A 16,801-nucleotide genomic window follows, 5' to 3' on the forward strand; every position below is an offset into this window, starting at 1 on the left:
TTCTTCGTAAATATAGGTTTGGTGCGGCAAAAATGCCGCATCTGGTTCCAAGGTCTCATGACGGCTGCGTCATGGGCGGAGAGATAGATGAGCACAGCGACGGACAAACCCGAAGCCGATACGCCCTCTGACGGCCCCCTTCTCGACCTGACCGATGCCGGCGTCAAGAAATTCATCAAGAATGCGAAGGCCCGCGGCTACGTCACTATGGACGAGCTGAACAAGGTGCTGCCGTCCGAAGAGTTTACTTCGGAGCAGATCGAAGACACCCTGGCTATGCTCACCGAGATGGGCGTGAATGTCGTCGATTCTGAAGAGGAAGCGACGGAGGGCGGCGAAATCGCGGTCCGCGAGGAAACGGGCGGCGTGGTCGTCGCCGAAAAGACCTCGTCCTACGACCGCACCGATGACCCTGTGCGCATGTATTTGCGCGAAATGGGCTCGGTCGAGCTTCTGTCGCGCGAAGGCGAAATCGCCATCGCCAAGCGCATCGAAGCCGGTCGCGACACCATGATCCGTGGCCTGTGTGAATCGGCCCTGACCTTCGAAGCCATCATGATCTGGCGCGAAGAACTGGAGTCGGGCCGTATCCTGCTGCGCGAAATCATTGACCTCGAAGGCACCTATGGCGGCGGCCCGTCGGAAGGCCCGCCTCCGGGAGCGCTGGATGACGACGCCGAAGAAGAGGACGCCGACGCGCCGATCGCCATGCGCGCGCCTGAGCCGGTTGTGAAGGCCCCTGAGCCGAAACCGGAACCCAAGCCGGAGCCCAAGGTTGAGGCCAAAAAGCCGGAGCCGAAAAAGAAGGCGGATGGCGACGACGAGGACGACGACGACTACGTCCCGATGGATGAGGAAGAGAAGAAGCCTCAGCCGGAAGAAGAAGAGGAAGACGATTTCGACGACGGCGCCGGGCCTTCGGTGTCGGCGATGGAATCGGAACTGCGCGAAGGCGTGATGGCGACGCTGGACGCCATTGCCGGTGAGTTTGAAACCTATCGCAGCCTTCAGGAGCGCATTCTGGGCGCGCGCCTCGAAGGGTCGCCCGTCGATCCGGCGGATAAGGTGGCCTATGACGAGGTCACCTCGGCGATCACCCGTCACCTTAAGACGCTGAAGCTCAACAATCAGCGCATCGAAGCGCTGGTCGAACAGCTCTATACGATCAACAAGCGCCTGATGTCGCTGGAAGGCCGCCTGCTGCGTCTGGCCGACTCCTACGGCATTTCCAGACAAGAGTTTTTGCAGAACTACTACCACCGCGAGCTTGATCCTCAGTGGACGGACAAAGTGCGTGAGCTGGGCGTGCGCTGGCAGAAGTTTGCTGATAACGAAGCCGGTCCCATTGGCCGTATCCGCGCCGACATCATTCAACTGGCCACCGATATGGGCGTGGCCGTCGATGATTATCGCCGCATCGTGCAGACGGTACAAAAGGGTGAGCGCGAGGCCCGTCAGGCGAAGACGGAGATGGTCGAGGCCAATCTGCGTCTCGTTATCTCGATCGCCAAGAAGTACACCAACCGCGGTCTGCAATTCCTTGACCTGATTCAGGAAGGCAATATCGGCCTGATGAAGGCCGTCGATAAGTTCGAATATCGCCGCGGCTACAAGTTCTCGACCTACGCCACCTGGTGGATTCGTCAGGCCATCACGCGCTCGATTGCCGATCAGGCGCGCACCATCCGTATCCCGGTGCACATGATCGAGACGATCAACAAGATCGTCCGCACCTCGCGTCAGATGCTACATGAAATCGGCCGCGAACCGACGCCGGAAGAACTGGCTGAAAAGCTGGCCATGCCACTGGAGAAGGTGCGCAAGGTTCTGAAGATCGCCAAGGAGCCGATCTCGCTCGAAACCCCCATCGGGGACGAAGAGGATTCGCACCTCGGCGACTTCATCGAAGACAAGAACGCCGTCCTGCCTATCGACGCGGCGATCCAGTCGAACCTGCGCGAAACCACGACGCGCGTGTTGGCGTCGCTGACGCCGCGTGAGGAGCGCGTGCTGCGGATGCGCTTCGGCATCGGTATGAACACCGACCACACGTTGGAAGAAGTGGGTCAGCAGTTCTCGGTGACACGCGAACGTATCCGTCAGATTGAGGCAAAGGCGCTGCGCAAGCTGAAGCACCCCAGCCGCTCGCGCAAACTGCGCTCGTTCCTCGACAGCTAACGGGGTCTGGGGCCTGCGGCCCCAGATCTTCTACCAAAGAAAAAGCCTCGCTTCCTAAGCGAGGCTTTTTCTTTGGTTACAGGGTTTGTGGGGTCACATGATGCTTACTTTGGCCCCACACCCTTAGCTGGGCCATGTATCCGGCGACAGAGCCAGCACGTCACCCGCCAGATAGAGCGACCCACAGATCAGCACGCGCGCAGGGCCGTTGGTGATACGCGCCACAGCATCGGTTACGCTTTCCGCGACGGTCGCCGCAAAGCCGCTTTGGGCCGCCCTGGCAGCCAGCTCGGCGGGCGGGATGACGGCATCAGACGAAAAGCCGACGCAGGTAATTTTGGCTTCAAGCCCTTTGAAATGCGCGAAAAATTCGGTCGCGTCTTTGGTATTAATCAGCCCACAGATCAAATGCAACGGCTTGGGGTCACGCACTTGGAGCCGGTCGATATGGGCGCGCAGGGCCCGCGCCGCGTGCGGATTGTGCCCGCCGTCGAGCCACAGTTCCGAGCCTTCCGGGAGCGCCGCCACCAAAGGTCCGGCTTTCAAACGCTGCATCCGCGCGGGCCAGACGGCGCCTTGCAAGCCCTGATCCATGGCCTCTGACGACCAGCCCATCAGTCGCGCCGCCTTGATGGCCAGAGCCGCATTGTCAATCTGGTGCGCGCCGGGCAGACGCGGCAGGCTGAGGTCGAGCAAGGCGTCTTCGTCCTGAAAAACGAGGCGCCCGTTTTCTTCGTGCGCTTCAAATCCTTGGCCTGCCGTATAGAGCGGACTGCGCGCCTTGAGAGCGGCGCGTTCGATGACGGCTTCGGCTTCATCGGCCTGATGCGCGCTGATGACCGGGCAACCGGGTTTGATGATCCCGGCCTTCTGCTTGGCGATAGTGCTCAGGTCATTGCCCAGAAAGGCCTGATGGTCGTAGTCAATGGGCGTAATGATACTGATCTTCGGTGCACGGATAATATTGGTGGCGTCCAGCAGACCGCCTAACCCAGTTTCGAGCAGCAGCACATCGGCTTCGACCTCCGCAAAGGCCAGAAAAGCGGCGGCGGTTGTCGCTTCAAAAAAGGTCAGGGGCCGACCCGCATTGGCTTTTTCCACGCGATCCAGCACGTCCGCCAGATAATCGTCCGTAATCAGAGTACCGGCCACACGGATGCGTTCGGCGAAGCGCACCAGATGTGGCGAGGTATAGACATGAACGCGCAAACCCTGCGCCTCGGCTATGGCCCGCAGCAGAGCAAGGGTCGAACCCTTGCCGTTCGTGCCGGCCACATGGATCACCGGCGGCAGACGATCCTGCGGATTGCCCAGCGCTTCGCACACCCGCAGCATTCGATCCAGCGTCAGGTCGATCTTCTTGGGGTGAAGCGCTTTGAGCCGCTCCAGCGGTGCATCGAAGGGCAAAAGTCGGTCGGTCATACCGCCCCTTTAGCATCTCTACCTGACTTAAGTGAGGGCTTTCGCCACGTCCCTATCAGGACGGTATATCAGTAAATAGATAGCCACACTTAACATGCCCAAAAGACAACTGACTATCAGAGCCACTCCTGCGCCCTGATAAAGGCTATAAATGGCCATCAGCAGAAAGGGTGCGGACGGCGCTACCGCGTGAAGCGACAGATCAGGCTTCTGATCCATCTTAACAATCCATTGGAAGAGCAATTGTAATAGCGCCATAAAGACAAAGAATATGACCGCCAATACACCACAGAGAATTATCAATCCTCCGAGCGTATCCAATATCTGACCGTAAACTGTGAGAAAACTCCCCTTACGTCCATAGGCGTCCCACAGGCTCCACGAAAGGCATGTACCAGAAATTACTCCGGTCACTGCTGAACTGGAGGCCAATGCCAGAAGCGAACGTAATATGCGGCTTATCACAGGCTCCCCCTCGTCATCTGCACCCGCTACGGGTGCAGGGTCAATGACCCTGCCGGCGTTTGCCATCCATCAGCATGGACATCAGCGCCCCCAGCACTTCAGGAAGCTCCGCACGCGGAACAACACGATCCACCATGCCCTTATCCACCAGATACTCGGCACGTTGGAAGCCTTCGGGCAGCTTTTCGCGGATGGTGGTTTCAATCACGCGCGGCCCGGCAAAGCAGATCAGCGCGCCCGGTTCCGCCAGATGGATGTCGCCCAGCATGGCGTAGGAGGCCGACACGCCACCCGTGGTCGGGTCGGTCAGGACAACGATATAGGGCAGTTGTGCGGCCTTCAGTTCCTGAATGGCCAGCGTCGTGCGCGCCAGTTGCATCAGGGACAGGGTGCCCTCCTGCATGCGCGCCCCGCCCGAAGCCGTGATGGCGACCATAGGCACTTTGCGCTCAACGGCGTAGCGGCAGGCAGCGATAAAGGCTTCACCGGCCGCCATGCCGAGCGAACCGCCCATAAAGGTAAAGTCCTGCACCAGCACGACGCAGGGCACGTCCGACACCTTGCCATAGCCGATCTGCATGGTGTCCTTGGCACCCGACGCCTCACGCGCGGCCTTCAGGCGCTGCGCATAGGGCTTGCCGTCGGAAAAATGCAGCGGGTCTTCGGGCACGGCGGGCGTATCGAGCGCTTCATATTCGCCATTGTCGAAGGTGAAGGACAGGCGCGTCTGGGCGTTGATGCGCATGTGCCGACCGGTCGGCGTCACCCACAGCGACGCTTCGAGGTCGGGGCGGTAGATCATCTCGCCCGTATCGGGGTCCTTGACCCACAGGTTTTCGGGCGTTTCACGCTTGGACACAAATTTGGAGACGCCGGGGGCAATCTTGGCGAGCCATCCACCGCTGTCGCGGCGGTCCGTGGGTCGGGCGGTATTCGTCAAGGCGCGTCTACTCTTGGCTAATTTATCGGCAATGGCCATGTAAGGTCACTAACTCCGGGGGCGCTCAAAAATCTATGCGTTTTTTCTGAGGTGAGCCGTGCCAATAAAGGGTTAACGAACCCTTTCATTCACCAGCTTCCACAGTTTGAGGGCCTAGTTTCTCGCGTTACGGACAGCCTGAGCCAAAAGGCTCGCGGTTTCCAGCACTTTTGTGCTGGATGGGGAATTTTCAAGTAAAGATTTCGCTATTGCGTCCACCAGCACCGAGCCGACAACGCTGCCATCGGCGATGCGGGCCACTTCGGCGGCGCGCTCCGGCGTCTTGATGCCGAAGCCGACCACGACGGGCAGGTTGGCGACCTCCCGCACATGGGCCACGGCCTCACGGATACCTTCGGCATTGACTTCCTTGACGCCGGTGACACCGGCCACCGAGACGTAATAGACAAAGCCCTTGGTACGCTTCACCAGCGTTTTCAGACGGTTGTCGTCGCTGGTCGGCGTGATCAGGCGGATCAGCGCCACATCGGCGGCGTCCAGCGCGTCAATCAGACGCTCGGCCTCTTCCGGCGGACAATCGACGACGATGACGCCATCGACGCCCGCCTTCGCGCAGGCTTCGGCAAAGGCCGGATAGCCCATATTCTCAACGGGGTTCATGTACCCCATCAGAATCAGCGGCGTTTCGGCGTCCGATTCACGAAAGCGTGAAGCCAGGGCAAACACGTCGGCCATCTTTGTCCCGTTCTTCAGCGAACGTTCGGCGGCGAGCTGAATGATCGGACCTTCGGCCATCGGGTCGGAGAAGGGGAAGCCCAGCTCGATAATGTCGGCCCCGGCCTCCACCAGCCCTTTCAGCAGGTCGAAAGAGGTGTCGAGGTCCGGATCGCCGGCCATGATGTAGGAGACAAAAGCCGCCCGGTTCTCCGCCTTGAGTTGGGCGAAGCGGGCGTCGATACGCGCGACTGACACGGTTAGAGATTCCCCATTTGCTGACCGAGCGCCTTGGCGACGGTGAAAATGTCCTTATCGCCCCGACCCGACAGGTTGAGCACGATGACGCCGCCCTTACCGACCTCCTTGGCCAGATCACCCAGGCGGGCAATGGCGTGCGAGGATTCGAGCGCCGGAATAATGCCTTCGAGGCGCGAGGTGAGCTGGAACGCCTCCAGAGCCTCTTCGTCGGTGGCATAGACGTAGCGCGCGCGGCCCGTATCGAACAGGTGCGCGTGTTCCGGCCCAATGCCCGGATAGTCGAGACCGGCCGAGATCGAGTGACCTTCGAGAATCTGACCGTCCTCGTCCTGAAGCAGGTAGGTGCGGTTGCCGTGCAGCACGCCCGGACGGCCGCCATTCAGCGAGGCGGCGTGCCCGTTATAGACATCCAGCCCGTGACCGGCGGCTTCGACGCCGACAATCTTCACGCTCTCATCGTCGATGAAGGGGTGGAACATGCCGATGGCGTTCGAGCCCCCGCCGACGCAGGCGATCACAGCGTCAGGCAGGCGGCCTTCGGCCTCCAGAATCTGCTGGCGCGTCTCCTTGCCGATGATGGTCTGGAAGTCGCGGACCATTTCCGGATAGGGGTGCATACCTGCGGCGGTGCCGATCATATAATAGGTGTCGTGGACATTGGTGACCCAGTCACGCAGCGCCTCGTTCATGGCGTCCTTCAGCGTACCATTGCCGTTGGTCACCGGGTGCACCTTGGTGCCCATCAGTTGCATACGGAAAACATTGGGCTTTTGACGCTCAACGTCCAGCGCGCCCATATAGACCGTACACGGAAGATCGAACTTGGCGCACACGGTGGCCGAGGCCACGCCGTGCTGACCGGCTCCGGTTTCGGCGATGATGCGCGTGCGGCCCATGCGGCGCGCCAGCAGGATCTGACCGATGCAGTTATTGATCTTGTGCGCGCCGGTGTGGTTCAGTTCCTCGCGCTTGAAATAGATTTTGGCACCACCAAAATACTCGGTCAGGCGCTCCGCCAGATAGAGCGGGCTGGGGCGACCGACAAAATATTTGAGAAGATGGTGGTACTCCGCCCAGAAGGCCTCATCCTGTTTCGCCTGCGCCCACGCTTCGCCCAGTTCGAGAACGAGCGGCATGAGGGTTTCGGGGACATAGAGCCCACCGAACTCGCCGAAGCGCCCCTTGGCGTCCGGCATATTGTAGCGATTGGTCAGGATGGCGTCATCCACGGTGAAAGGTCCTTCTGGATTAAAGCTCTTTTACGGCCTTAAGAAACTGAGAGATCAGTGCTGCGTCTTTTAGTCCCGGTGCCCGCTCAACACCAGAAGAAACATCGACCATCTTCGCTTTCGACTGCGAAACCGCCTCGGCGACGTTCCAGGGGGTCAGCCCCCCGGCCAGCAGCCACGGGCGTGACGACGGGTGGCCTTCCATCAGCGTCCAGTCGAAACGCGCCCCGACCCCACCGGGCAGGGTGGCATCCTTCGGCGGCTTGGCATCAAACAGCAAATGCTCAACCACGTCTTCATAAGGCGCGGCGGCGAGCACATCGGCGCGGCTTTCGACGCTGATGGCCTTGATCAGCGGAATGCCAAAGCGCGCGCGGATATGGCGGACACGCTCCGGGCTTTCATGGCCATGCAACTGGATCAGGTCGGGCCGAACCTTTTGCATGAGGGCCTCAAGCAGCGCATCGTCCGGATCGACCACAACACTGACGCACTGCGTTTTTTTATTGATGTGGGCAGTATAGGAAGTCGCATTTGCAATCAACTGCGCCATGCGATCCAAGTCAAGATGCCTCGGGCTTTTCGGAAATGAGATGAAGCCCAACATGCCAGCGCTGTCATCTATCGCAATGCGAGCGCTATCATCATCCGTTATTCCGCAGATTTTCGCCTTAATCGTCATGAAACGCCTTGATTTTCGTACCAGATGCGCCGAGCTTTAAGAAAAATCAAGAATTAGGACGCTAATTCTCGACTCACATAAAATGCGCCGGATAAACGGCGTACCGTACAGGGGATAGTATATGACCGCCGTTCTTTTGAGCGACCTCTCCAATAGTGCCCACATGAAGCTGGCGCTGGTAACGCCGGGGGCGCGCCCGACAGAGGCTACGCTTTATCCATGCAAGTCGATCGAAGAATTCAACGCTTCCATAGTCGATTTCCTCGAAGCCAACAACCAGCCTGAGCTGATGGCTGCCGCGGTTTCGGCCTGCGGCTGGGAGGTGGATGGCGGCTTTTCCATGCCCAACCACGGCTATCGCATCGACCGGCAGCACCTGCGTGAGCTTCTGAACATTCAGCGCCTGCACGTCGTCAATGACTGCGTGTGCAAGGCGATGGCGGTGGATCGTCTGTTCACCTCCGAACTGTTCAAGGTCTGTGGCGGCGAAGGCGAGGACGGGCAGGTCCGCGCCCTTGTCGGGGCCGGACGCGGCCTTGGGCTGGCGGCCATTATCATGGATGATCTGGGACATCCGACGGTGTTGCCCTGCGAAGGCGGTCATGCCGATCTGGCGGTGACCACGCCGCGTGAAGCCCAGGTGTTTGAACACCTTGAGCGCAAATACGGCCACGTGTCGCGCGAACGCGTCGTCAGCATACAGGGCCTAGCGGAAATCTACGAAATTTTAGGACAGGTGGACGCTGGCGACAACCGCCGCGTCAATGCTTCCGAGGTGGTCGCCCTCGCCCATACCGGCGATGCGCGGGCGCTTGAAGCCGTGAGCCTCAGTCAGGGCTTTCTGGCGGCTATGGCGTCCGACACGGCTCTGATGCTGGGGGCACGCGGCGGCATCTATCTGGCCGGTGAGTATGTGGAACTGATCAGCGACCTGATCGACTGGCAGGGTTTTGAGGCGCGCTTCACTGATAAGGGACGGCTGCGTGGCTATATGCAGGACATACCGGTCTATCTCATCCGGGCGCGTGATCTGGAACTGATCGGTCTGACCACCCTTTTTGGGTAAAAGAAAAGGCGCGGAACTGACCGCGCCTTTTGACTTATTTCTTCTTCAACTCTTCAAGAATACCGGCCAGCAGATCCTTTTCCGAAGGCCCCGGATCAGCCGCAGGTGCAGCGGGCGGCGGGAAGAGGCGGTTGATCGCCTTAACCACCATGAAGATGGCCGCACCGATAATCACAAACTGAATCAGCGTGTTGATGAAGATGCCGTAGCTGATGGCCACTTCGGGCGTGTCACCCACGGCGGCTTTCAGGACCAGCTTGAGGTCCGAAAAATCCACGCCGCCGGTCAACAGACCGATAGGCGGCATGATGATATTGTCCACAAGCGAGGACACGATCTTGCCGAACGCGCCGCCAATCACGACACCGACCGCCAGGTCGATGACATTGCCGCGCATCAGGAAGGTTTTGAATTCCGAAACAATGCTCACGGGCACCCCCTCTGTTTATGTGTTTATTTTATTCGTTGTCGTCGCCCGACAGGTTCAGGCGTTCGCGCAGTTCCTTGCCGCTCTTGAAAAAGGGCACGTGCTTGGCGGGAACCGAGACGGCTTCACCGGTGCGCGGGTTACGCCCCACGCGCGCCGGACGTGAGCGTACCGAAAAGGCCCCGAAACCGCGCAGCTCGACCCGGCCACCCTTTTCGAGCGTCTCGATCATGGATTCCAGAATCAAATTGACGATCCGCTCGACGTCTTTCTGCGTCATATGCGGATATTCGGACGCCAAACGCTCGATCAGTTCCGATTTTAACATCTTATCCCCCGAACACAGGTTCGAAATATATAGGCGTCCGGTGATCCACGGTCTGAATCTTATGACCACGTTGCAACGCAGCCGGACACCCGCCAGCACATCATCTTGCGAGCATGATCGAAAACGAAAGCCGCTTCAAGGGGTTGTTTCAAAAATTAATAGCCGCTGAGACGAAATGTATACGAAATATGCGCTCATCCGCACGATGCCGCGCCTGTGAGGCGCTGCGGCGCACAAAAAAAGCCCCCGCTTTTCAGTTCTTGCGAAGCTGAAAGGCGGGGGCCGCATTAAAGACAATTAAGTCTGAAAGGCTTACTCTTTGGTCGAACCGCGCAGGGCCGCGCCCAGGATGTCGCCCAGCGAAGCGCCGGAGTCCTGAGAGCCGTACTGCTCGATGGCCTGCTTTTCGTCAGCCATTTCCAGAGCCTTGATCGAGACGGACACCTTGCGGGCGGCCTTATCGACATTGGTGATCTGGGCATCGACGCGGTCACCCACGGCGAAGCGCTCAACGCGCTGCTCGTTGCGGTCGCGCGACAGGTCCGACTTGCGGATGAAGGCCGACACCGGAGCATCGTCTTCGCCGAACTTGACTTCGATACCGCCCGAAGTGACTTCGGTGACGGTGACGGTCACGGTCTGGCCCTTGCGGAAGGTGTCGCCCGACATCGGATCGCCGCCGAGTTGCTTGATACCCAGCGAGATGCGTTCCTTTTCGACGTCAACGTCCAGAACCTTGGTCTTGACGATGTCGCCCTTCTTGTACTTGGCGATAGCTTCTTCGCCCGCGACGTTCCAGTCGAGGTCGGAGAGGTGGACCATGCCGTCGATGTCGTTTTCGAAGCCGACGAACAGACCGAATTCGGTCGCGTTCTTCACTTCGCCTTCGATCACCGAACCGATCGGGTGCTTGGACAGGAAGTCATCCCACGGATTGTTCTGAGCCTGCTTGAGGCCCAGCGACACGCGGCGCTTGCCGGCATCGACTTCCAGCACGACCACTTCGACTTCCTGAGACGTCGAAACGATCTTGCCCGGATGGACGTTCTTCTTGGTCCACGACATTTCCGAAACGTGCACCAGACCTTCAACGCCCGACTCCAGCTCGACGAACGCGCCGTAGTCAGTGATGTTGGTGATGCGACCGGTGAACTTGCCACCGACCGGGTACTTGGCTTCGACACCGTCCCACGGATCGGATTGCAGTTGCTTCATGCCCAGCGAGATACGCTGCGTGTCCGGATTGATCTTGATGATCTGGACGCGGACGCTGTCGCCAACATTGAGGACCTGCGACGGATGCGACACGCGCTTCCACGACATGTCGGTGACGTGCAGCAGGCCGTCGATGCCGCCGAGGTCAACGAACGCACCGTAGTCGGTGATGTTCTTGACGACGCCGTCACGGATTTCGCCTTCGGCCAGCTGACCGACCAGCTCGGTGCGCTGTTCGGCACGGGCTTCTTCGAGGATAGCGCGACGCGACACGACGATATTGCCGCGCGGACGGTCCATCTTCAGAATGGCGAAGGGTTGTTCCTTGCCCATCAGCGGGGCGATGTCGCGCACCGGACGGATATCGACCTGCGAACCGGGCAGGAAGCCCGAAGCGCCGTCCATATCGACGGTGAAGCCGCCCTTGACGCGGCCGACGATGGTACCCATGACCGGCTCGCCACGGTTGAAGATGGCTTCGAGGCGGGTCCAGGCTTCTTCGCGACGGGCCTTCTCACGGCTGATGACCGCTTCGCCCATGGCGTTTTCGACGCGTTCCAGATAGACTTCGACGGTGTCGCCAGCCTTCAGATTGGCCGCCGCTTCGGCGCCGAATTCCTTCAGCGAGATGCGGCCTTCGGTCTTCAGACCGACATCGACGATAACGAAGTCCTTTTCCAGGCCGACGACCAGACCGTGTACGACCTGACCTTCGAGCATGTCGCGGCCGTGCAGGGATTCTTCCAGAAGGGCCGCGAAATCGTCACGCGACGGATTGTAATCGCTCATGTAATCTCAGTTTGGGTTGGCGCTGAGGCGTGGCCGTGACGAAGACGGCGACGTCGGACAGGAACGGCGAAGCGCACGGCTTCGGCCACACGGACAGCGGCTTTTGAAGGGGAATGTCACATGCCGGATGCCCGGGTAGGGTTTCCGCAAAGCGCCGTTCGTGATCCTGCCTGATAAAAGAGCGCCGGTGAGATTGACCCTTCTAAAAAGAGCCGCGGCGGTCCTTCACGATGCGTCGCGCATGTTCGATAGCCGCCTCTATACCTAAATCGGTCGTATCAAGCAAGACGGCATCGTCAGCCATGGACAGCGGGGCCGAAGACCGCGACGAGTCGCGTTCATCGCGCAGCCGGATATCGGCCAGCACATCCTCATAGGCCAGATCGGGATTAATCTTCACCAGTTGCAGCCAGCGGCGATGGGCGCGCACCTCGGCGCGGGCGGTGACGAAAATTTTGACCGGCGCATCGGGCGCAATTACCGTGCCGATATCACGACCATCGAGCACAGCCCCACCCAACTGATGCGCGAAGTCGATCTGAAAGCGTTTCAGGGCGTCACGCACTTCGGGAATGGCGGCCACCTGCGAGGCCCATTCACCCGCCTCGCGGCCGCGCAGGTCAGGATTGTCGAGCGTTTGGGTATCCAGCGTCTGCGCGATGGCCACCAGTTGCGGCACGTCTTCGAGCGTGAGCCCCTGCTGCGCCCGCAAAAACCCGACGGCGCGATAGATCAGACCCGTATCGAGCATCGGCAGACCATAGTCCTGCGCGATGACCGACGCCAGCGTCCCCTTACCGGAAGCCGCGGGACCGTCGAAGGCGATGATGAGGGATTGCGTCATAAGGGCCGCTTTTAGATAGGCCAGACAAAGCCCGCAACCCCCTTCACTCGCCTACCCTCAGGATAAACCGGCATACGGAAGGTCATAAAAAGGGGCAAAATGCCGAAAATCCGTTTTGACAGGCGCGCGATCTGGTGGCAAGGGAGGCCAAAGCTTTATAGTTTTCCACTTTATGAGGACGCTCCGTGGCTGATCCCGCCCTTGGCACCAAACAGATTTGTCCGAATTGCACGGCCAAGTTCTACGACCTGAACAAACGTCCGGCCCACTGCCCCAAATGCGCTTTCGAGTTCGATCCCGAAGAAGCGCTTCGTACCCGTCGCACCCGCGTCCGTCCGGTCGCGCCGGACGAGTATGAAATGGACGATGAGGCCGAAGATCAGGTCAAGGGCAAGACCCCCGGCGAAGAGGACGAAGACGAAGAACCGGAAATCATCACACCGGAAATCGACGAAGTCGTTGCTGATGACACGCTTCTGGCCGACGAAGACGATGAGCTTGATCCCGCCGATCCGGCCCGCGTCGCGCCCGATCCGGTCGATATGGACATCGAAGACGCCGACCTGGCGGACGACGATGCCGATGACGTGCCCTTCCTCGAAGACGATGAGGACGACACCTTCGACGAAGACATTGAAGGTCTGCCCGGCGAAGGCAACGAAGACGATATCTGATCGTCCGTCACAGGATAGAAAAAGCCGCGAAGTTTGCGCTTCGCGGCTTTTTTCATGGCACGCGCCACCCCTCTTCACGGACCTGTGAAAAAATCCAAAAAACTTCGAAAAAGCGCTTGCATGTCAAAATGCCTTGTCCTAGAAGTCGCGACCTCAGCGGCGGCAACGCCAACGAGACCATCGAAATGAGATGGGGCTATAGCTCAGTTGGTAGAGCGCTTGAATGGCATTCAAGAGGTCAGCGGTTCGACTCCGCTTAGCTCCACCATTAAAAAAGGCTCTCCCTTGGGAGAGCCTTTTTTAATGGTTTCGTCAAAAGACAGGGTAATACCAACGCATCAGGTCGCCCCTCCACCTGCACCATTCCCTCTCTTCTTTTTACGCTCTGGCGCTTAAGCCTGATCCTTCCCATCTCTGACTGAAGGAGGCCACCATGAGCCAAATCATCGACAACACCGCCCAAAGCCGTTTTGAACTGAGCCGCGACGGGCACATCGCCTATGCCGACTATCATCTGAACGGTCAGGTGCTGCACATCGACTACGTCTTTGCGCCGCCCGAACTGCGCGGCACCGGAGCCGCAGGCGATCTGATGAAGGGCATTGTCGCCCATGCCCGCGGCATGGGCCTTAAGGTGCATCCGATCTGCGGCTATGCGGTCGCGTGGCTGAAACGCTCATCGGAAAGTCAGGACGTGCTGATCTAGCGCCAGCGCAGAGACAGCATTACCGCCCGTCGGTTGTCATAGCTCAGCACACCGTCGGCGGTGCGCTGAATAGGTATATCCGCGTCCAGCGCGTTATCAACGCTCAGGCGAACGCTCAAATCGTCTGTCACGGGACGTTCAGCCATTAGACGCAGCTTGGACGCCGGAGACAGGCGCTGCCGGTTGAGGTCGTCTTCAAAAGACTCGCCAATAAACAGCCAGTCGGCACTGAGCCGCGTCCGGTCCAGCTGATAATCGCCCCCCACCGACAGCAGATAGGCCGGGGCCTGCGCCGGACGCTTGCCCTTAAGAGCCGGATCGCCACCCCGCAACTGCGCCTCCGTAGCCGTGCCAGAAAGGGTGAGGGTCAGACGCTCAGCCGCCTGCCAGCGCGCCGACAGTTCCAGTCCCGTGGCCCGCACATCACCGGCGTTCTGACGCTGCCGCAACACGCCACCCGCCGGGATAAAGCCCGCCGTCGGGAAGGTACCCGGTCCAAAACCCACAGTAATATTGCTGATCGGATCGCGCAAACGGTTATGGAACAGACCCACATCGACGCTTAGCCCGTTCACCGCGTAGCGCCAGCCGGCTTCGATGCCGCTCAGCGTTTCCGGTTTCAGAGCGCTATTGGCTTCGGTGACATCATTGCCGACGCGAAAGGGGCGATAAAGCTCATTCAAAGACGGCGGCCGAAAGCCATTATAGACCGCCGTGCGCCACTGCTGAGCGCCTACTTGCCGCGTAAGACCCAGACGGGCCGACACCACCGTCGCTTCCGCCTCTAAAGGACGCAAATCCAATACGGACGCCCCCGTGCTCAGGTCGCTTTCGCGGCGAAACCCACGGGTCGCCCGCCAGTTATCGGCGCGCACCGCCCCGGTCAGGCTGACCGTATCGAACCGCCGCGTGCCCTGAACATACAGTCCGCTCAGGTCGGTGCGTCCGCCCGCTTCGCGATAGCGCGTGGCCACACCGCTGACATAACGAAAGCGCTCGCGCGCCTCGCCTTCGCTGCGGCGGGTATCGACCCCCACCTCCCACTCGCCGCTATCGCTTTCACGACGCCAGGCGGCATTAAACCCATAGCCTTCGGCCGGCGTGGCGAACTGATCATTGGCCACAGTTGTGCCCGCACGCCCGCTCAGGACCGACACAGAGCGGTTGGAGAGGTCGCTGTCGCGATACCAGAGCTGAAGCCGGTAGCCGACGCCTGTCTCTGCGGTGGGGCGGGTCAGACTGAGGGCGTACTGATGACCCCTGGCGCGCGCCGTGGCCCCCGACAGGCCCGTATCGCGGCGGCTGTCGTAACGCCCCGCCATTAGGGTCAGATCGTGCCCCCCCGCTTGACCGCGCCACGTCGCCAGTGTGGCCTCATCCTCACCGAAGACGCCTTCATCCGCCGCCCCGCGCTGGGCGCCACGCACAGCCGCATCCCCGTATCGGCGGGCGCGGCTGTAGTGCAAGGCCAATCCACCCACTCCGCCATTGATCTGAGCGCCCCAGCTTCCGCTGTCGCCCCAATCCAGACCGCCCGACACGCTGGTCTGCGGCGGCGCGAGGTCGAGGTCAACAACGCCCGTCAACGCTCCGGCCCCATAGGCCCCGCCACCTGCCCCACGCACCGCGCGGGCCCGGTCGATAGCGTCTGCCGGTAAACTGGCCCAGATGACCCAGCCGCCGAATGGGTCGTTCTGCGGCACACCATCCAGCGTCACCAGCGCCCGCCCCGCCCCGGACGGCGCTATGGCCCGCAAGGACAGGCCCTGAATGGTCGGATTGGCGCTCAGGCTGGATTGCCGACGGAACAGGGAGGCCTGCGCTTCTGCCTTCAGGGCCTCATCCAGACTGCTGGCGGCATCTATGGCCGGTTTGCCAACGCTGAGGGTCGAAAAGGCGGCATCCCCGCGAAACGGCCTGAGCCGTCCGCGCACGACGATCTCAGCTTCTTCCGCTCCGGTCGGGGCCGCCAGAGACAGGCCAAGCAGCCACCCCACAAAGACCGTCATCGCCTTATACCTCCCATATATCCCACTCGCACGGTTCCAAAAAGCCGCAGATAAACGGTTGCAACGCAGCATTAAACCCGCACCCAGAGGATATAGGGCGGTGCAGATGGCTTTACAGGGTGGGCCGAATGAATTTATGGTAGCCCTACCGCACCGCCAAAAAGCAAAAACATATCCGAGGATTACCGCATGGGCCAGATGATTGAACTCACCCGCCCCGATGGGGGCACGCTGTCGGCCTACCGTTCGGAAGTCGATCCGGCACGCGCCAGCGTCATCGTATTGCAGGAATGGTGGGGCCTCAATGATCATATCAAGGCGATTGTCGATCGTTTTGACGCCGAAGGCTTCAACGCCCTGGCACCTGACCTCTATCACGGGCGCGTAACGAAGGACGCCGATGAGGCCAGCCACATGATGAACGGCCTCGACTTCCCCGGCGCGGTGCATGAGGATATTGCGGCGGCTTTGGCCTATCTCAAGGACATCAATGACAAGGTGGCGGTGATGGGCTTCTGCATGGGCGGGGCCCTGACCATTGCCTCCGCCGCACGCCTGAGCGGGTTTTCCGCCGCCGTCTGTTTCTACGGCATTCCGCCGCGTGAATTTGCCAAGCCCGGCGATATCGCCATCCCGTTTCAGGGCCATTTCGGCAAGAAGGACGATTGGGTCACGCCGGAAGTCGTGGCCAAGATCGAAAGCGACATGCGCGCGGCCGGTCGCCATCCGGAGCTTTACAGCTACGACGCCGATCACGCCTTCTTCAACAAGACCCGCCCGGAAGTCTATGATGAAGACGCCGCCGATCTGGCGTGGGAGCGCACCATCGACTTCCTCGGAGACAATCTCTGA

General features: G+C 60.3%; 15 protein-coding genes and 1 tRNA gene. 6 read left to right on the forward strand and 10 right to left on the reverse strand.

Going from position 1 to position 16,801, the window contains the following annotated elements; translation table 11 throughout:
- Positions 1-87: 87 nt before the first annotated feature.
- A complete protein-coding gene (gene rpoD, locus ACK8OE_RS05135; RefSeq protein ID WP_410271679.1) occupies positions 88-2,178 on the forward strand; it encodes an RNA polymerase sigma factor RpoD in 2,091 nt (696 codons plus the stop codon).
- Positions 2,179-2,301: 123 nt separating this feature from the next.
- On the opposite strand, the gene ACK8OE_RS05140 is transcribed toward rpoD, so the two are convergent.
- The 5 genes from ACK8OE_RS05140 to ACK8OE_RS05160 all read right to left on the reverse strand — a co-directional run bounded on the left by ACK8OE_RS05140 (position 2,302) and on the right by ACK8OE_RS05160 (position 7,891).
- Positions 2,302-3,600 (reverse strand): bifunctional folylpolyglutamate synthase/dihydrofolate synthase, encoded by a 1,299-nt coding sequence (locus ACK8OE_RS05140; protein ID WP_410271680.1) that lies wholly within the window; start codon positions 3,598-3,600, stop codon positions 2,302-2,304.
- Positions 3,601-4,105: 505 nt separating this feature from the next.
- Entirely contained in the window at positions 4,106-5,044 is a 939-nt protein-coding gene (locus ACK8OE_RS05145; protein WP_290799482.1) for an acetyl-CoA carboxylase carboxyltransferase subunit beta, read from the reverse strand.
- A 114-nt stretch (positions 5,045-5,158) separates the two neighbouring features.
- Positions 5,159-5,977 carry a tryptophan synthase subunit alpha gene (gene trpA, locus ACK8OE_RS05150; RefSeq protein ID WP_126422304.1) on the reverse strand — a complete coding sequence of 273 codons (819 nt, stop codon included), beginning with the start codon at positions 5,975-5,977 and terminating at the stop codon, positions 5,159-5,161.
- Positions 5,978-5,979: 2 nt separating this feature from the next.
- Positions 5,980-7,176 (reverse strand): tryptophan synthase subunit beta, encoded by a 1,197-nt coding sequence (trpB, locus tag ACK8OE_RS05155; protein WP_126422998.1) that lies wholly within the window; start codon positions 7,174-7,176, stop codon positions 5,980-5,982.
- A gap of 52 nt (positions 7,177-7,228) precedes the next feature.
- Complete coding sequence (locus tag ACK8OE_RS05160; RefSeq protein ID WP_410271681.1) at positions 7,229-7,891, reverse strand: phosphoribosylanthranilate isomerase; 663 nt, start codon at positions 7,889-7,891, stop codon at positions 7,229-7,231.
- 121 nt (positions 7,892-8,012) lie between these two features.
- On the opposite strand from ACK8OE_RS05160, the gene ACK8OE_RS05165 reads away from it, so the two are divergent.
- A complete protein-coding gene (locus ACK8OE_RS05165) occupies positions 8,013-8,957 on the forward strand; it encodes a glucokinase (RefSeq protein WP_410271682.1) in 945 nt (314 codons plus the stop codon).
- Between the two features lie 34 nt (positions 8,958-8,991).
- On the opposite strand, the gene mscL is transcribed toward ACK8OE_RS05165, so the two are convergent.
- The 4 genes from mscL to cmk form a co-directional block, all read right to left on the reverse strand.
- Complete coding sequence (mscL, locus tag ACK8OE_RS05170) at positions 8,992-9,387, reverse strand: large-conductance mechanosensitive channel protein MscL (protein WP_126422298.1); 396 nt, start codon at positions 9,385-9,387, stop codon at positions 8,992-8,994.
- 28 nt (positions 9,388-9,415) lie between these two features.
- A complete protein-coding gene (locus ACK8OE_RS05175) occupies positions 9,416-9,712 on the reverse strand; it encodes an integration host factor subunit beta (RefSeq protein ID WP_013479844.1) in 297 nt (98 codons plus the stop codon).
- 312 nt (positions 9,713-10,024) lie between these two features.
- Positions 10,025-11,716: a 30S ribosomal protein S1 gene (gene rpsA, locus ACK8OE_RS05180; RefSeq protein WP_410271683.1), complete on the reverse strand. Its 1,692-nt coding sequence runs from the start codon at positions 11,714-11,716 to the stop codon at positions 10,025-10,027.
- Positions 11,717-11,918: 202 nt separating this feature from the next.
- Complete coding sequence (gene cmk, locus ACK8OE_RS05185; RefSeq protein ID WP_410271684.1) at positions 11,919-12,560, reverse strand: (d)CMP kinase; 642 nt, start codon at positions 12,558-12,560, stop codon at positions 11,919-11,921.
- A 185-nt stretch (positions 12,561-12,745) separates the two neighbouring features.
- On the opposite strand from cmk, the gene ACK8OE_RS05190 reads away from it, so the two are divergent.
- The 3 genes from ACK8OE_RS05190 (at position 12,746) to ACK8OE_RS05200 (ending at position 13,940) form a co-directional block, all read left to right on the forward strand.
- Positions 12,746-13,234, forward strand: a complete 489-nt coding sequence (locus tag ACK8OE_RS05190) for a TIGR02300 family protein (RefSeq protein ID WP_410271685.1) — start codon at positions 12,746-12,748, stop codon at positions 13,232-13,234.
- A gap of 192 nt (positions 13,235-13,426) precedes the next feature.
- Positions 13,427-13,502, forward strand: a tRNA-Ala gene (locus tag ACK8OE_RS05195).
- 165 nt (positions 13,503-13,667) lie between these two features.
- Positions 13,668-13,940: a GNAT family N-acetyltransferase gene (locus tag ACK8OE_RS05200; protein ID WP_410271686.1), complete on the forward strand. Its 273-nt coding sequence runs from the start codon at positions 13,668-13,670 to the stop codon at positions 13,938-13,940.
- On the opposite strand, the gene ACK8OE_RS05205 is transcribed toward ACK8OE_RS05200, so the two are convergent.
- A complete protein-coding gene (locus ACK8OE_RS05205) occupies positions 13,937-15,949 on the reverse strand; it encodes a TonB-dependent receptor (protein WP_410271687.1) in 2,013 nt (670 codons plus the stop codon). The two genes, ACK8OE_RS05200 and ACK8OE_RS05205, sit on opposite strands and share 4 nt — an antisense overlap.
- A gap of 189 nt (positions 15,950-16,138) precedes the next feature.
- Here ACK8OE_RS05205 and ACK8OE_RS05210 point away from each other — a divergent pair, with 189 nt between their 5' ends.
- Positions 16,139-16,801 carry a dienelactone hydrolase family protein gene (locus tag ACK8OE_RS05210; RefSeq protein ID WP_126422286.1) on the forward strand — a complete coding sequence of 221 codons (663 nt, stop codon included), beginning with the start codon at positions 16,139-16,141 and terminating at the stop codon, positions 16,799-16,801.

Origin of the sequence: Asticcacaulis sp. W401b, assembly GCF_046503825.1 — a bacterium.
Lineage (GTDB): Bacteria > Pseudomonadota > Alphaproteobacteria > Caulobacterales > Caulobacteraceae > Asticcacaulis.

Excerpts from the sequence above, each read along its gene's own strand:
- rpoD (WP_410271679.1), top strand. The coding sequence starts at position 88 with ATGAGCACAGCGACGGACAAACCCGAAGCCGATACGCCCTCTGACGGC.
- ACK8OE_RS05140 (WP_410271680.1), bottom strand. The coding sequence starts at position 3,600 with ATGACCGACCGACTTTTGCCCTTCGATGCACCGCTGGAGCGGCTCAAA.
- ACK8OE_RS05145 (WP_290799482.1), bottom strand. The coding sequence starts at position 5,044 with ATGGCCATTGCCGATAAATTAGCCAAGAGTAGACGCGCCTTGACGAAT.
- trpB (WP_126422998.1), bottom strand. The coding sequence starts at position 7,176 with ATGCCGGACGCCAAGGGGCGCTTCGGCGAGTTCGGTGGGCTCTATGTC.
- ACK8OE_RS05160 (WP_410271681.1), bottom strand. The coding sequence starts at position 7,891 with ATGACGATTAAGGCGAAAATCTGCGGAATAACGGATGATGATAGCGCT.
- ACK8OE_RS05165 (WP_410271682.1), top strand. The coding sequence starts at position 8,013 with ATGACCGCCGTTCTTTTGAGCGACCTCTCCAATAGTGCCCACATGAAG.
- ACK8OE_RS05175 (WP_013479844.1), bottom strand. The coding sequence starts at position 9,712 with ATGTTAAAATCGGAACTGATCGAGCGTTTGGCGTCCGAATATCCGCAT.
- rpsA (WP_410271683.1), bottom strand. The coding sequence starts at position 11,716 with ATGAGCGATTACAATCCGTCGCGTGACGATTTCGCGGCCCTTCTGGAA.
- cmk (WP_410271684.1), bottom strand. The coding sequence starts at position 12,560 with ATGACGCAATCCCTCATCATCGCCTTCGACGGTCCCGCGGCTTCCGGT.
- ACK8OE_RS05200 (WP_410271686.1), top strand. The coding sequence starts at position 13,668 with ATGAGCCAAATCATCGACAACACCGCCCAAAGCCGTTTTGAACTGAGC.
- ACK8OE_RS05205 (WP_410271687.1), bottom strand. The coding sequence starts at position 15,949 with ATGACGGTCTTTGTGGGGTGGCTGCTTGGCCTGTCTCTGGCGGCCCCG.
- ACK8OE_RS05210 (WP_126422286.1), top strand. The coding sequence starts at position 16,139 with ATGGGCCAGATGATTGAACTCACCCGCCCCGATGGGGGCACGCTGTCG.